The sequence below is a fragment of the Stenotrophomonas sp. 2YAF26 genome (genome assembly GCF_052114625.1).
Lineage (GTDB): Bacteria > Pseudomonadota > Gammaproteobacteria > Xanthomonadales > Xanthomonadaceae > Stenotrophomonas > Stenotrophomonas indicatrix.
This window is the reverse complement of the sequence record NZ_JBFRFC010000002.1, coordinates 239,621-253,705: the sequence shown is the minus strand read 5'-3', so window position 1 is coordinate 253,705 and position 14,085 is coordinate 239,621. Positions and strand designations below refer to the sequence as shown.

At 66.9% G+C, this 14,085-nt stretch carries 12 protein-coding genes; 5 read left to right on the top strand and 7 right to left on the bottom strand.

Translation table 11 applies throughout. The features are described 5' to 3' along the window. The first annotated feature begins 24 nt into the window (after positions 1–24). Both gltX and AB4Y98_RS03480 read left to right on the top strand, forming a co-directional pair. Positions 25–1,428, top strand: coding sequence for a glutamate--tRNA ligase (gltX, locus tag AB4Y98_RS03485; RefSeq protein WP_442243776.1), 1,404 nt, complete (start codon positions 25–27; stop codon positions 1,426–1,428). Positions 1,429–1,462: 34 nt separating this feature from the next. Further along, the gene (locus tag AB4Y98_RS03480; RefSeq protein WP_025879333.1) at positions 1,463–1,948 is read left to right on the top strand and encodes a Fur family transcriptional regulator; all 486 of its coding nucleotides are present in this window, start codon (positions 1,463–1,465) and stop codon (positions 1,946–1,948) included. A 138-nt stretch (positions 1,949–2,086) separates the two neighbouring features. On the opposite strand, the gene AB4Y98_RS03475 is transcribed toward AB4Y98_RS03480, so the two are convergent. The 4 genes from AB4Y98_RS03475 to AB4Y98_RS03460 form a co-directional block, all read right to left on the bottom strand. Beyond that, positions 2,087–3,250 (bottom strand): HlyD family secretion protein, encoded by a 1,164-nt coding sequence (locus tag AB4Y98_RS03475; protein ID WP_059063548.1) that lies wholly within the window; start codon positions 3,248–3,250, stop codon positions 2,087–2,089. Between the two features lie 10 nt (positions 3,251–3,260). Then, on the bottom strand, positions 3,261–4,934 hold the full coding sequence (locus tag AB4Y98_RS03470) for an MFS transporter (protein WP_442243775.1): 1,674 nt from the start codon (positions 4,932–4,934) through the stop codon (positions 3,261–3,263). Beyond that, positions 4,934–5,500 (bottom strand): TetR/AcrR family transcriptional regulator, encoded by a 567-nt coding sequence (locus AB4Y98_RS03465; protein WP_223494609.1) that lies wholly within the window; start codon positions 5,498–5,500, stop codon positions 4,934–4,936. The genes AB4Y98_RS03470 and AB4Y98_RS03465 overlap by 1 nt, the downstream gene beginning before the upstream one ends. Before the next feature lie 241 nt (positions 5,501–5,741). Next, a complete protein-coding gene (locus AB4Y98_RS03460) occupies positions 5,742–7,940 on the bottom strand; it encodes a TonB-dependent receptor (protein ID WP_442243774.1) in 2,199 nt (732 codons plus the stop codon). Between the two features lie 132 nt (positions 7,941–8,072). On the opposite strand from AB4Y98_RS03460, the gene AB4Y98_RS03455 reads away from it, so the two are divergent. Both AB4Y98_RS03455 and AB4Y98_RS03450 read left to right on the top strand, forming a co-directional pair. Beyond that, complete coding sequence (locus tag AB4Y98_RS03455) at positions 8,073–8,486, top strand: MerC domain-containing protein (protein WP_025879338.1); 414 nt, start codon at positions 8,073–8,075, stop codon at positions 8,484–8,486. 110 nt (positions 8,487–8,596) lie between these two features. Continuing rightward, a complete protein-coding gene (locus AB4Y98_RS03450; RefSeq protein ID WP_025879339.1) occupies positions 8,597–8,779 on the top strand; it encodes a 30S ribosomal protein THX in 183 nt (60 codons plus the stop codon). 83 nt (positions 8,780–8,862) lie between these two features. Here AB4Y98_RS03450 and AB4Y98_RS03445 read toward each other — a convergent pair whose 3' ends face one another. The 3 genes from AB4Y98_RS03445 to AB4Y98_RS03435 all read right to left on the bottom strand — a co-directional run bounded on the left by AB4Y98_RS03445 (position 8,863) and on the right by AB4Y98_RS03435 (position 12,395). Beyond that, positions 8,863–10,128 carry an alkaline phosphatase family protein gene (locus AB4Y98_RS03445; protein WP_442243773.1) on the bottom strand — a complete coding sequence of 422 codons (1,266 nt, stop codon included), beginning with the start codon at positions 10,126–10,128 and terminating at the stop codon, positions 8,863–8,865. Positions 10,129–10,428: 300 nt separating this feature from the next. Next, positions 10,429–10,920: a methylated-DNA--[protein]-cysteine S-methyltransferase gene (locus AB4Y98_RS03440; RefSeq protein WP_025877732.1), complete on the bottom strand. Its 492-nt coding sequence runs from the start codon at positions 10,918–10,920 to the stop codon at positions 10,429–10,431. Further along, entirely contained in the window at positions 10,917–12,395 is a 1,479-nt protein-coding gene (locus tag AB4Y98_RS03435) for an AlkA N-terminal domain-containing protein (RefSeq protein ID WP_442243772.1), read from the bottom strand. Before AB4Y98_RS03435 ends, AB4Y98_RS03440 begins: the two co-directional genes overlap by 4 nt. A gap of 509 nt (positions 12,396–12,904) precedes the next feature. Here AB4Y98_RS03435 and AB4Y98_RS03430 point away from each other — a divergent pair. After that, the gene (locus AB4Y98_RS03430) at positions 12,905–14,068 is read left to right on the top strand and encodes a hypothetical protein (protein WP_442243771.1); all 1,164 of its coding nucleotides are present in this window, start codon (positions 12,905–12,907) and stop codon (positions 14,066–14,068) included. Positions 14,069–14,085 lie beyond the last annotated feature (17 nt).

Sequence of the window (14,085 nt, the reverse complement as noted above, 5' to 3'; positions counted from 1 at the left end):
GGATACCCGTTCCTCGAGCCCTCCATGACCTGCCGCACCCGCTTCGCCCCCAGTCCCACCGGCTACCTGCATATCGGTGGCGCCCGCACCGCGCTGTACTGCTGGCTGGAGGCCCGCCATCGTGGCGGCGAGTTCGTGCTGCGCATCGAGGACACCGACCGTGAACGCAGCACCCAGGGCGCGATCGATGCGATCCTGGAGGCGATGGAGTGGCTGGGCCTGGACTACGACGAAGGCCCGTTCTACCAGACCGAGCGCGTCGCCCGGTACAAGGAAGTGGCCGAGCAGCTGATCGCCGACGGCAAGGCGTACTACGCCTACGAGACCCGCGAAGAGCTGGACGCCATGCGCGAGGCCGCGATGGCCAGGCAGGAAAAGCCGCGTTACAACGGCGCTGCCCGCGAGCAGGCCCTGCCGTACAGGGACGACCCGAACCGCGTCATCCGCTTCAAGAACCCGCTTGAAGGCACGGTGGTGTTCGATGATCTGATCAAGGGCCGCATCGAGATCGCCAACAGCGAGCTGGATGACATGGTCATCTTCCGGCCGGACGGCTACCCCACCTACAACTTCGCGGTGGTGGTGGACGACTGGGACATGAAGATCTCCGAAGTCATCCGTGGCGACGACCACATCAACAACACCCCGCGCCAGATCAACCTGTACGAAGGCATCGGCGCACCGGTGCCGAAGTTCGGCCACATGCCGATGATCCTGGACGAGCAGGGCGCCAAGCTGTCCAAGCGCACCGGCGCGGCCGACGTGATGCAGTACAAGGACGCCGGCTACCTGCCTGATGCACTGCTGAGCTACCTGGCCCGGCTGGGCTGGTCGCACGGTGACCAGGAACTGTTCAGCCGCCAGGAACTGATCGACCTGTTCGATGTGAAGGACTGCAATTCCAAGGCCTCGCGCCTGGACATGGCCAAGCTGGGCTGGGTCAACCAGCACTTCCTGAAGACCGAGGAGCCGGCCGCGATCGTGCCGCACCTGGTCTACCAGCTGCAGAAGCTGGGCCTGGATGTGGCCGCTGGCCCGGCGCCGGTGGACGTGGTGATCGCCCTCCGCGAGCGCGTGCAGACCCTGAAGGAAATGGCCGAGAAGGCCGTGGTCTGGTACCAGCCGCTGAACGAATACGATGAAGCGGCCGTGGCCAAGCACTTCAAGGTCGGTGCGGAACTGCCGCTGGGCAAGGCCCGCGAGCTGCTGGCGGCCCTGCCGGAGTGGACCGCCGAAGCCGTTGGCGTGGCCCTGCACGATGCAGCCGCCGCGCTGGAAATGGGCATGGGCAAGGTCGCCCAGCCGCTGCGCGTGGCCATCACCGGCACCCAGGTCAGCCCTGACATTTCCCATACCGTGTACCTGGCCGGCCGCGAGCAGGCCTTGAAACGCATCGATGTGGCCATCACCAAGGTAGCAACGGCCTGAGCCCTGCGGCCCACGCCCGAACTGGAGAACGCGCATGTCCGCCAAAACCGCCTGTACGGCCCCGCACCACCATGTCCACGACGCTTCTGATTTCGTGGCGGTGGTCGAGCGTGTCTCGCGCGAGCGCGGGCTGCGCCTTACCCCCATCCGCGCCAACGTGCTCAAGCTGATCGCCGAGGCCGGCAAGCCGGTCAAGGCCTACGAGCTGCTGGAGTGGGTGCGCAACGGCAAGGGTGTGGGTGCTGACGCCCCGCCCACCGTGTACCGCGCGCTCGACTTCCTCATGGCCAATGGCTTCGTGCACAAGCTGGAATCGGTCAATGCCTTCGTGGCCTGCCACCACCCCAGCAGTGCGGCCCATTCGGTGCCGTTCCTGATCTGCAACAGCTGCCACAGCGCGGTGGAACTGGAAGACCGCGAGATCGTGACCCAGCTGGAAAAGCGGGCCAAGGAGCTCGGCTTCCAACCGCAGGCACAGACATTGGAAGTACACGGACTCTGCGCCCGCTGCGCAGGTTGATGCGAGGGTAGGGCCGGCCGCTGGTCGGCTTCCTCGGGATTGGGGTCAGATCCCTTTGCCAGTGGCAAAGGATCTGACCCCATTTCACAACAATGCAGCCGAGCATGGAGCATGGCTCGACTCCACCGGGCCGGCGCCCTAGTCCATCGGCTTGGTCGCGGTATCCACCCGCACGATCACCGACATGCCCGGCCGCAACCGCGCCGCCAGTTCCTGGTCCCCGTTGATCGAGATACGCACCGGCAGCCGCTGCACCACCTTGGTGAAATTGCCGCTGGCATTGTCCGGGCGCAGCACGCTGAACTCCGATCCGGTGGCCGGCGCGATCTGCTCCACCCGTCCGCGCAGCACCTGGCCCTGGAACGCATCCACCGAGAACGAGGCGGGCTGCCCGATCTTCATCTGCCAGGTCTGGCCTTCCTTGTAGTTGGCCACCACCCACAATGCGTCGGGCACCAGGAACAGCAGCTGCGAACCGGCGGCTACGTACTGTCCCACGCGCACGCTGGCTTCGCTGATCTGCCCGTCGCGCGGCGCATGGATCACCGTATTGGCCAGGTCGATGCGGGCCAGCTCAAGCTGTGCCTGCGCACTTTCCACCTGCGCTTCCAGGCTCTTGCGCGAGACCTGGGTCGAGACCAGGGTTTCTTCGGCGATGCGGATCTGCGCCTGCGACTGCTGCACGCTGGCCTGCGCCGAGGCCTGGCTGGTGCGGAACTTGTCGCGGTCGTTGATCGACACCAGCTGCTGCGCCGCCAGTTCCTCGTAGCGCTTGGCCTCGTTGCGCGAGCGCTGCAGCTCGGCCTGGCCGGCCGACAGCGTGGCCTGCGCTGCAGCGATCTGCGCGCGGTTCTGCGCCTGCGACTGGTCCGAATTGGCCAGGGCCGCGCGCGCGCTGTCCAGCGTGGCCTGCGCCTGCGCCACCCGCTGCGCGTAGATGCGGTCGTCGATGCGCAGCAGCGGCTCGCCCTGCTTCACGTGCTGGAAGTCCTTCACCAGCACGTCGGTCACGTAGCCGTTCACCTGCGGCGCCATCACCGTGATCTGCCCGCGCACGTAGGCGTTGTCGGTCACCATCACGCTGCTGGTGAACGGCCACAGGTGCCAGGCGCGCAGGATCAGCGCGATGCCCAGCAGGGCCACCACCACCATCACCACCACGCTGCGCGAACTCGGCTTGAGGTACTTCGGCGCGGCGGCGGGCGCGGCAGGCGTCGCCGCCGGTGCCGCATCGGTGGGYGGCGGCGGGGTGACGTTCTCGGCAGCGTCGGTGTCGTCTGGACGGGGCGGGACGGGAGGCATGGCGGTGGACTCAGCGCGGTGCCGCGGTCGCAGCCGCAGCGGGGGAGGAAGGATGGCGCTTGCGCCATTGTTTGCGTACGGCGGTACGCAGCGACAGCAGCAGCAACCAGCACAGGAAACCGATTGCCAGCCAGCCGCTCAGGGTGAATACATCGTTGAAGCCTCGCACGTTGGCTTCGCGGCGGGTGGTCTGCGCCAGCTGCGCGCTGCCCTGGGCACTGCGCAGCACCGGGTCGGTGATCTGCGCTGCGTACAGCTGCTGCTGGATGCGCAGGCGCTGTGCCACCACCGGGTCGGCTGGATCAAGCTGGCTGGTCAGCGCGCTGGAATACAGCTGCTCGCGATGCAGCTGGAATGTTCCCAGCACGGCCGAGCCGGCCAGTCCGCCCAGCGTCTGCGTGATCGACAATGTCACCAGGAAGGTGATCATGTGGTCCACGCCTTGTTTCAACGCGGCGGAAATGCCGAGCATGATCAGCGGGCCCATGAACATGCCGGCGCCCACCGACGCCAGGAACTGGCTGATGTAGAAGTCGTGCGGGCGATCCAGGCTGGTGCGGTGCTGGTCGAAGAACGCGGCGGCACCCAGCAGCAGGATCGCCATCAGCAACTGCGCAATCAGGCGCTTCGGGCCGAAGGTCAGTGACGCACCGGCGATGCCGGTGACCACCCCGGCCAGGATCACTACGAACAGCGGCCGCATCTGGTCCGGCCCCATGCCCAGGGTGCGCATCAGGTTGACCACGCCGTAGGACTGTTCAGTGGTCAGGAAGCGGATCAGGAAGGCGCCGACGATGAAGTGCATCACCGGCAGGGTCGACAGCCAACGGATCTGCAGCAGCGGGTTGCGCCGGTAGTGTTCGATGATCAGTGCGGTGGTGGTCAGCACGATGGAGGCGATCAGCGCCCAGCCCAGCCACGGCGTGTTCAACCACCAGCGCGTGTAGCCCTGGGCCAGCACCACCACCAGCAGGGCGACGGCAGGCGCGAGCAGGGCGAAGGTGAGGAAATCCAGCGGTTCGAAGGCCTTGACCTGGATGCCCGGCGGCAGCTTCAGCACGACCACGGCGGCAAACGCGCACAGCGCCAGCCCCGCTTCGAACGAATACAGCTGGTGCCATTGGCCGGTATCGACCAGGCCGGGCGAGACGATCCAGGCAATCGGCACCGCCAGCTGCGACAGGCCGACGCCGATCACCAGCAGGTTGCCGGTGAATCGCCGTGGCAGCGCCTGCAGCATGTACAGCGTCCCCAGCGTCGAGCAGGCCGCGCCGGCGAAACCGCTGGCGGCGCGGGTCAGCATGGTGGTCTCGAAACTGCCGACGAACAGGTGCAGCACCGCCAGCGCCGCGTACAGCCCCAGGCCGATCTCGGCAAACAGGCGGATGCCGTATTGCTGGCGGAACTTGAAGGCCAGCAGGTTGGCGGTCACGTTGACCATGGCGTAGGCAGCCACCAGCCAGCTGCCCTGAGTGGGAGTGAGTGCCAGTTGCCCCTGCAGGAAGGGCAGGTTGGCCGTTACCAGCGCGTTGCCAAGGCCACCGGTGACGGCCACCAGCAACGACACCAGTGCATAGGCTGCACGCCGATAGGGCGGGTGCCAGGGCATCGATGCCGAACCGGGCATGGTCGGCTTCTCGTGCTCCTCCCAATCCGGAACCGGCTTGAGGTACGGCTGCACCATCAGCGTTCCCCGTTGGCTGCTCCCTGGAGTCCCCCGCGCAGCAGCTGCAGGGCACGCCCGGCCAGCTGGGCGCGCTCATCGCGGGTCTTGCCGCGCAGGGCCGCCCCCAGCATGCCCGAGATCAGTGAAATATCCGTCTTCTCCAGGTCGGGCCGGCACAGGCCAGCGGCCTTGGCGCGGGCGATGGGGGCTTCCAGCAGGTCGCGCACGGTCTCGCGTGCGGTGCGCATGGCCGGCACGTCCGAATCGACCGCGCGCCAGTAATCGGCCAGTGCCGGCGAATCGACGATGCGCTGGGCCATACCCTCGAACACTTCGAACAGGGCGTCGTCGCGGTCGCCAAGCTGCTCGACCTGGCGGCGGATGCGGTCGACCGTGCGCTGCAGCAGCGCCTGGATCAGCGCGGTGCGGTCAGGAAAATTCCGATACAGGGTGGCGCGGCCGACTTCGGCACGCTCGACCACCAGGTCCAGCGGCGCGGTAACGCCGTGTTGGCCGAACACATGGTCGGCAGCATCGAGGATGAGGGCTCGGCGGGCAGCGGCATCGGCGCGTTGGGTGGTCATGGCTTCATTTTCGGACACAAATGTCCGGATGGCGAGAGACGAATGGCGACGGGATTGTCCGCTTGTTGTCGTACGCACATCTTTGTGACGGATGCGTGAGGGTCGATCGAGGTCATCAAAAAAGACGGGGGGCCAACCTGGCCCCCCGGGAGAGAACGACAGCATGCCGCCGTCAAAGTCAGTAAATCCACACCACGCGCGGATGCACTTCAGTAGATCCACGCCATGCGTGGATGCCTCATCAGAAGAACGCGCGGATCCCGAAGGCGACACCACGACCCGGCAGCGGCGAGTAATCCTTCAGCAGCGAGGTATGCGGACGCACTTCGCGGTTGGTCAGGTTGCTGCCATCCAGGAACAACTCGTAGCTGTTGCTGTCGCTGCGGTCCCAGCGGTAGGCCAGGTGCGCATCGACCAGGGTGTAGCCGTTGCTCGGCTCCTCGTTCTGCGCAACGTCCTTCTGCCGGCTGTAACGCACCGCGCCCACCGAGGCACGCCAGCCATCCTTCGCCCAGCGCAGGTCGGCGCCGACACGGGCCGGGGCGATGCGCGGCAGGTAACCGGTGTTGGCCAGTTCCACGCTGTAGTTGTGGTTGTGGTCGCCGTGCGGCACGGCGATGTCGAGGGTGCGGCTGCCGTTGCCGTCCAGCTTGGCCTGTACGTAGTCGCCGAACACGCGCAGGTCCCAATCGCCGGCGCCGCCTTCGAACAGGTGCACCAGCGCTTCGGCCTCGGCGCCCTTGAACACCGCGTCCTGCTGGGTCCAGCTGCGCACCGGCAGGCTTTCGGTGATGCCGGTGTCGGCCAGGTAGATGAAGTCCTTGAACCTGGTCTGGTAGATCGCGGCAGAGAAGTCCAGGCGCTCGCTGTGGGTGTGGATGCCCAGTTCAATGCGTTGGCCGCGCTCGGTCTTCAGGTTGGCATCACCGATTTCCAGCGAACGGGTGGCGATGTGCGCACCCGCGGCGTACAGCTCCTCATTGGTCGGTGCACGCTCGGAGCTGTCCACGCCGATGCGCAGGTCGACCGCATCGTTGAGCTTCCAGATACCGGCGGCCGACAGGTTGGTCGCGTCGAACTTGCGGCGGCGGTAATCGCCGGTGGGGTCCAGCTTGACCTGGTCGTGGCGACCGCCCAGTTCCAGCTTGAACGGGCCGAACTGCTTTTCCTGCAGAACGAACAGGCCGATGTTCTTGGTTCCGGTATCGGGCACGAACGCTTCTTCGCCCTTGGCGCCGAAATCGCTGTTGCCGAACTGCAGGCCGAAGGCGCCGTCCCAGCCGCCGATCTGCTGCTGCACCGCTTCCAGGCGGCCTTCGATGCCGCGGTTGGTGAAGCGGGTGGACGGCGTGCCGGCTTCCAGCTCCACGTGTTCGTAGTCGGTGTAGGCCACGCGCGCGTTGACGTTCTTCAGGAACGATACCGGGTTGTAGGTGCCGGCCTTGGTCTCGAAGCGGTTCTGCACCATGTCGATGCGCACGTCGTGCTCTTCACCTTCCTCCTCCTCGCCATGGTCGTGGTCGTGACCATGGTCGTGGCCATCGCCGTCAGCATGCACGTGGGCGCCGTTGGGGATGCCGTAGTTGGTGCGGTAGGTGCTGGCCGAGGCGCCGAAGTAGCCGCCTTCGCCCAGCCAGGTGGCGCCGACGCCACCGGCGCGAGTGCGGATGGAACTGTTGTCCAGGCGGCCGCGACGCGGCTCTTCACCTTCCTCGCCCGCGTGGTCGTGGTCATCGTGGTGGTCTTCCAGGCCGTCGATCACCGCGTAGCCGGGAATGCGGAAATCATCGCCATTGCGCACCAGGCCATCCACGTGCAGCACGACATTGCCGCTCACGCCGTCCAGGCGGAACATGCCGCTGCGTTCGTCGTTGACCGAATTGCCACGCAGCTCGGCGCGGCCGCTGAGCGGACGGTCCGGCAGTTCGCGCGCAATGCGTCCATCGACCACGTTCACCGCGCCGCCGATCGCGCCGCTGCCGAACAGCAGCGTCGCAGGGCCTTTCAGTACTTCGATCTGGTCGGCCAGGAACGGCTCGATGCTGGTGGCATGGTCGGCGCTGACGGTAGAGGCGTCCATGTTGCCCATGCCGTTGGACAGCACGGCCACGCGCGGGCCTTCCTGGCCACGGATGATCGGGCGGCCGACGCCGGGGCCGAAGAAGGTGCTCTGCACGCCGGGCAGCTTGGCGACGGTGTCGCCGAGGGTGCCGGCCTTCTGCTCGTCCAGGCGCTCACCGGCCAGCACTTCAACCGGGCGCGCCAGCGATTCGGCATCACCCTGCAGCGGCGATGCCGTGACCTGCACCGAGGACAGCTCGGTCAGGTGGCGGTCACGATGCGAATCATCGTCGGAGGCTGCAAAGGCGACGGAGGGCAGCAGCGCAGCAAGCGCCAGGGCCAGGGAATGCGGCTTGAAACGAGGGTGGTGGGAGGGCATGGGCGGTCCTTTGTTACAATATATCAATCGGGTGGCGCACGAATCCCGTCGGCGGGACAGGGGGAGAGAACCGTGCGGTTCGGGGATCGATGTTATATTATTCCATAACGATTCGCCGCCCTGCTGGAAGTCATGCCTTTGCCCTCACGCCTGCGCCACCTGCTCGATCGCTTCGGCGCCACCGGTTCGATGCTGTGCGCGGTGCATTGCGCGGTCATTCCGCTGCTGCTGGCCGCTGCCCCCTCGCTGGGCCTGTCTTTCTGGCTCAGTGATGGCGTGGAGAAGGCGCTGGTGGTGTTCGTGACCCTGCTGGGCTTGTTCAGCCTGGTCTGGGGCTATCGGCGGCACGGCGCGCTGCGTGCGCTGGCGTTTCTGATTCCCGGCCTGGTCGCTTTGTGGGCCGGCGTGCTGTACGACCCGCTGCACCACAACGCGGTGCCGCATGCGGTGGTGATGACCTTGGGCGGGCTGCTGGTCGGCATCGCGCACTTGGTCAACCTGCGCCTGAACCACGGCCACGTGCATGACGCCAGCTGCGCGCACTAGGCGCTACGTGGTAGGCTTTCCGATCGTGCGCGGGGGCGCCCAGCAAGGCGGCCCCGCCGAACCCGTGTCAGTACGGGGTAACCAGATTTCACATTTGAGGAGTTGAAGACATGGGTAAGGGTGACCGCAAGACCGCCAAGGGCAAGCGCTACAACGCCAGCTACGGCAACGCCCGTTCGCACACCGCGAGCAAGGTCGCCGTAGGCGCCGCCGCCCCGGTTGCCAAGAAGACCGTGGCCAAGGCTCCGGCGAAGAAGGCTGTGGCCAAGAAGGCAGTGGCCAAGGCCGGCTGATCCGCCGACCGACCGGTCCAGAGAAAAACGCGGCGCTCGGCGCCGCGTTTTTTTTTGACCATGGCCAGGGCATGGCGCCGCGATCAGCGCAGGGTTTTCTGCAGCGTCTGCGCGTTGCCATCGTTGGCCGCTTCCGGCACCTGCAGCAGGTGCACCAGCAGCGGGTAGACGTCGACATTGTCGAAACCGTCGATCACCAGGCCTTGCCGGAATGAAGGGCCACGGGCGACGAACACTGCGCGCATCGACGGCAACGCGTTGTCGTAGCCATGGGAGCCGCGATCGGCGTGCTCGCGCTTGGCGATCTTCTCGCGCGTCAGCGCGTCCCAGCCTTCATCCATCTGGCAGACGATGGCAGGCACGCGCGGATGGGTGCCGTAATGCCAGCGGGCCGGCAGGTTCTCCTTCTTCCAGCATTCGTAGTGTGCGTGGCGACCGAGCAGGGCACGCTCGGCCTCTGCTTCGCGTCCCACCTCCGGCGCGAAGCCGACCGACTGGCCTGCGCTGACGTTGCGCGCGATGGCAGGGTCAACCATCGATTCGAGGGCGATCACCTGGCCCTCCGGTACCGGCGCCATGCCGTGATCGGAGACCACGATCACGTTGGTGCTGTCGGACAGACCGTGCTGCTGCAAGCCATCGAGTACCTGGCCGATGATCCGGTCGGCGTGCACGATGGCCTCGGTGTACTGCCTGGATTCGGGGCCAAAGTTGTGGCCGGCCTTGTCCACGTGCTCCATGTACAGCGTGGTCAGGCGCGGCGCATCGGCATCGGTCTGCGACAGCCAGTCGAGCACCGTCTGCGCACGCTGCCCCAGCGGTTCCTTGGCATCGTAAATACGCCACTGGCTGGGCCGTGTGCCCTGGATCTCGGCTTCGCTGCCCGGCCATGAGGTGGTGGCGGTGCGCACACCGACCTTCTCGGCACCGACCCAGATCGGTTCACCGCCCCACCATCCGCTGGTGGTCACCGCAGTGCGGTCGTGCAGCGCGAAGCGACCGAGCGCGGTATCGTCCATGCTGTTGTTGATGATGCCGTGGTGGTCCGGACGCAGGCCGGTGACCAGTGTGTAGTGGTTGGGGAAGGTGAGCGAGGGATAGGAGGGCGTCATCCAGCGCGCACGCACGCCCCCATCGATGATCCGTTGCAGGTTCGGGGTAAGCCCGCGATCCAACGCATCGGCGCGCAGGCCATCGATGGAAATCAGCAACAGTTTCGGCGGGCTGGCGGGCGGCGTATTCGCCTCCGCGGCAGGTGCAGCGATGGTTGTCGAAGGCGAGGGCGTGGTGGTACATGCGGCCAGGGGCAGCAGCAGCGCCAGCGTGCAGGTCAGGCGTACGGAAGTCATCCGGTCATGATAATCCGCAGCAATGACGTACCCAAGACACGCCATCGCGCCTGTGGCGCGCTGGTGTGTCCGCGCATTTCACCTTATCCCCGCGCTTTTGGCGCGCCCTCTTGAACAACAAGGGGGCTTTTCTCCAGACAGATTGCGGATGCTTCCATCCACGCACGGCGTGGATCTACCGGAACGAATCAAGCCGACACCGCCCCGACCACCCACGGATAGCCCGCTTTGGACGTTGATGTTGACGTTGACGTTGCTCTGGCTTGTAGCGGGTGCAGGGCGCAGCCCTGCCTCCAACCCTCATGCAAACAGCGGTGCCTGTCGCTGCTCCAGCCGCAACAACGCTGCTTTGGTTTCCAGGCCGCCACCGAAACCGGTCAACGTACCGTTGCTGCCGATCACGCGATGGCACGGTAGCACGATCGGCAACGGATTGCGGCCATTGGCCGCGCCGACCGCACGGGTCGCCGTCGGCTGACCCAGCTGCTGCGCCAGCTGCAGGTAGCTCCAGGTCTGGCCGAAGGGAATCAACGCCAGCGCATGCCAGACGCGCAGCTGGAACGGCGTGCCATGCGGTGCCAGCGCCAGGTCGAAACCGCTGCGCTCACCGTGCAGGTACTGCAGCAACTGTTCGCGCGCCTCCGGCAATGCGCCGGGCGCGTAATGCCAGTGCTCGCGGCCGCGCGCAGGATGGCGGTTTTCCGGGAACAGAACGTGGGCCAGGCCATTCTCATCCCCGGCGATGGTCAGTTCACCGATTGGTGTATCGAAGCGATCGAACAACAGGTTCATGAGGGTTCTCCAACGAAAGTGCCGGACAGGTGCCACAGATGCAGCACGGCATAGGCGCGCCATGGTCGCCATGATTGCGAACGGGCCTCGGTGGCGCGTTCGCTGAGACGCTGGCCCTGCGCGTGGCCCAGCACCTGCTGCAGCACCAGGTCACCGGCGGGGAAGGCATCAGGCTGGCCCAGCCCGCGCAGGGCAATGTACTGCGCCGTCCACGGGCCGATGCCGGGCAGGGCCACGCAGCGGGCGACGAATTCCTCCAGTGCCTGCCCCGGCCCGAAGTCCAGCTGGCCGCTCGCGCAGGCTGCGGCGAGGGCGCGCACGGTGGCGGCGCGGCTGCGTGGCAGGCCGATCGATTCCAGCGGCGCGTCGGCCAGTACGTCCGGCGCTGGAAACTGACGGTCGAATTCGGACGGCATGCCGGGCAGGTGCGCACCGTAGGCATCGACCAGCCGGCGCGCGAACGTGGTGGCCGCGGCCACGCTGACCTGCTGGCCCAGTACCGCGCGCACGCCCACCTCGAAGCCGTCCCATCCGCCTAGCACGCGCAGGCCGGGGCGCTCGGCGATGCCGCGCGCCAACAGCGGTTCGTCGCCCAGCGCTGCGTGCACCTGCTGCAGGTCGGCGTCCAGGTCGAACACACGGCGCACGCGGCGCACGATGTCCGGAATCAGGCGTGGGTCGACCGCGCCCAGTTGCAGGCGCAGCTCGGGCCGCTTCGGGTCGGCGGTGACGCGCAGCAGGGCGGGGCGCTCGGCTGTGCCCAACACGCGCTGGTAACTGTCTTCCCCGATCAGTTCGATGCCGGGCAGGCTGCGCTTACGCAGGAAGGCCAGCATGCGGGGGAAATCCAGCGGCGGTCGATAGCCCAGGCGCAGCACCAGCCCGCCATCGTCGGCGGCCAGCGGATGGTGTTGGCGACGCAGTACGGTGGGCGCCATGCCGCAGCCCTGCAGGAACGCCGTATTGAAGCGGCGCAGGCTGTTGTAACCAGCGGCCAGTGCCACGTCGGTCACCGGCAGCGTGGTTTCGGTCAGCAGCTGCTTGGCCAGCAGCAGGCGATGGGTTGCGTGGATCTGCCCTGGCGTTGCGCCCAGCCGTTCGACGAACAGGCGTTGCAGCTGGCGTGCGCTGAGGCCGATCTTTCCCGCCAGCTCGGCCACCGGCTGGTCCTGCAGGAAGCCGGCATGGATCAGCGCGAGGGCACGCTGCACGGCCTGTCCGGCCAGCGCCTGTTGTGCCAGCGGGGCCAGCTCGGGGCGGCAGCGCAGGCAGGGACGATAGCCGGCCGACGCAGCGGCAGCAGCCGTGGGGTAGTAGGTGATGTTACGTGGTTTCGGTGGCGGCGCCGGGCACACCGGCCGGCAGTAGATGCCGGTGCTGCGCACGGCGGTGAAGAATACGCCGTCGAAGCGTGCATCGCGGGCCAGGCGGGCACGGTCGCATGCGGCGGTGTCGAGGGCGAGTGCGGTATCCATGGCGCCAGTCTAGGCGCCTGCGGGCGGTAGTACTCGCCATATTCGGACATGGATGCTGGAGGGGCTTGGCCGGGCTGCGCCCGGCACCCTCAACAGCAACAGCAACAGCGGGCTATCCGTGGGATGGCGGGGTGGGGCCGGTTGCAGGGGACGCTGCAAGTCCCCCTCCGGGGCCCGGCCCAGCCGCTGGCGGCTGTGCGTTCGGGCGCTTGCGAAGCAGTGCGTCGCAAGCAAAGCGCCCTCACCCCTGTAAGCTTGGCCGCGGCATCCATGCCGCGGACACCCCTGCAACCGGACCCACCCCGCCTTCGACAGTTTCACGCGGCTGTTGGTGGGGGGGCGACCTTGGTTGATACGGTAGATCCACGACATGCGTGGAGGGGATGTCGGATGACGTTGGGACGGGAAATGACAGGGGCAGAGGGTCAGAACAGGTTCAGTGGCGGGCGCTGAATGCGCGTCGTGGACGGGTAGACTGTGGTTCTTGCCTGTCTGAATCCGGTTGCCCGATGTCCGCCAAACTCCGCTGGTTGCCCCTGTTGTGCCTGGCCCTGGCGGGCTGCAGCCAGTTGGAGAACCCTGGCAACGTAACCGCTGCCGACAAGGCCACGCGGGCTCCGGCCAGCGATGGCGAAAACATGGTGTCGATCAATGCCGCCGATGCGCCGCCACCGCCGGCACAGGCACGCAGCCGGGCTGATCGGCCCTGGCCGCAGGCGCAGCTGGAAAACGGCAAGGCCTGGGTCAGCTGCACCACCGATTACGCCGGCGACGGCGGCGATGGCATTGAACTGGAAGGCCTGCAGCGCGAACAGCTGAAGCAGGCGCTGGCGCCGTGCGCCGAGCGTGGCCTGCTGCGCGTGCGCTACAACGGCAAGATCAACCCCGGGTTTGCCGAGATGATGTGGCGGCTGGCCGTGGTCGCCGACGAGCTGCAGATCCACAAGCGCATCCTGGATCTGGATTCCAGCGGTGGCCAGGTGGAATCGGCCATCGTTGCCGGCGACAGCATCGGCGAATCCGGCTGGACCATCTGGGTGCGCGAGGGCTCGATCTGCCACAGCGCCTGCGTGTTCGTGCTGGCTGCCGGCGACAACCGCCTGTTGACCGGCAAGGTCGGCATCCACCGCATGATGCGCATCAGTTCCAAGGCCACTTCGCGCGCGGAACTCAACCGCGAGCTGCACGAGGTCTATGACAACGTGAAGGATTATCTGCAGCGCAATGGCGTGGCGGTAGGCGTGGCCGACCTGATGATGACCGTGCCCAACCGCAGCCTGCGCCTGCTGACTGCCGAAGAGCTTCGCCAGTACGGCCTGGACGGGACCAACGCCGTGCAGGACGACCTGGAGCGGATCAAGCAGATGCGTACCTGCGGCGACGACTTCGTGCAGCGCAAGGATGCGTTCCTGGTGGCGTTCGACCAGCAGTGCAAGCGCGACGGTGCCGACATGGAATCGATCAACAGCTGTGGCCAGTCGCTGAAGCAGCGCTTCGGCTTCCCCGACCCGGTGTGCCCGGAGGAAAGCCCGCTGTCGGAGATCGACGTGGCTACGCTGCCACCGGCACCGCCGGAGCAGCCGCCGGTGGCCGAGCAGCTGCCCGCGGCATCGGCGGCACCGGCGGGGCAGGCCGAGGCGGGTGCGGTGGAAGGCAGCGTGCAAGCGCGCTGACGGCCCACTCACTGCGC

What these genes read in the sequence shown, in the direction of transcription:
- gltX (WP_442243776.1), top strand. Translation starts at nt 25, where the DNA reads ATGACCTGCCGCACCCGCTTCGCCCCCAGTCCCACCGGCTACCTGCAT.
- AB4Y98_RS03480 (WP_025879333.1), top strand. Translation starts at nt 1,463, where the DNA reads ATGTCCGCCAAAACCGCCTGTACGGCCCCGCACCACCATGTCCACGAC.
- AB4Y98_RS03470 (WP_442243775.1), bottom strand. Translation starts at nt 4,934, where the DNA reads ATGGTGCAGCCGTACCTCAAGCCGGTTCCGGATTGGGAGGAGCACGAG.
- AB4Y98_RS03465 (WP_223494609.1), bottom strand. Translation starts at nt 5,500, where the DNA reads ATGACCACCCAACGCGCCGATGCCGCTGCCCGCCGAGCCCTCATCCTC.
- AB4Y98_RS03460 (WP_442243774.1), bottom strand. Translation starts at nt 7,940, where the DNA reads ATGCCCTCCCACCACCCTCGTTTCAAGCCGCATTCCCTGGCCCTGGCG.
- AB4Y98_RS03455 (WP_025879338.1), top strand. Translation starts at nt 8,073, where the DNA reads ATGCCTTTGCCCTCACGCCTGCGCCACCTGCTCGATCGCTTCGGCGCC.
- AB4Y98_RS03450 (WP_025879339.1), top strand. Translation starts at nt 8,597, where the DNA reads ATGGGTAAGGGTGACCGCAAGACCGCCAAGGGCAAGCGCTACAACGCC.
- AB4Y98_RS03445 (WP_442243773.1), bottom strand. Translation starts at nt 10,128, where the DNA reads ATGACTTCCGTACGCCTGACCTGCACGCTGGCGCTGCTGCTGCCCCTG.
- AB4Y98_RS03440 (WP_025877732.1), bottom strand. Translation starts at nt 10,920, where the DNA reads ATGAACCTGTTGTTCGATCGCTTCGATACACCAATCGGTGAACTGACC.
- AB4Y98_RS03435 (WP_442243772.1), bottom strand. Translation starts at nt 12,395, where the DNA reads ATGGATACCGCACTCGCCCTCGACACCGCCGCATGCGACCGTGCCCGC.
- AB4Y98_RS03430 (WP_442243771.1), top strand. Translation starts at nt 12,905, where the DNA reads ATGTCCGCCAAACTCCGCTGGTTGCCCCTGTTGTGCCTGGCCCTGGCG.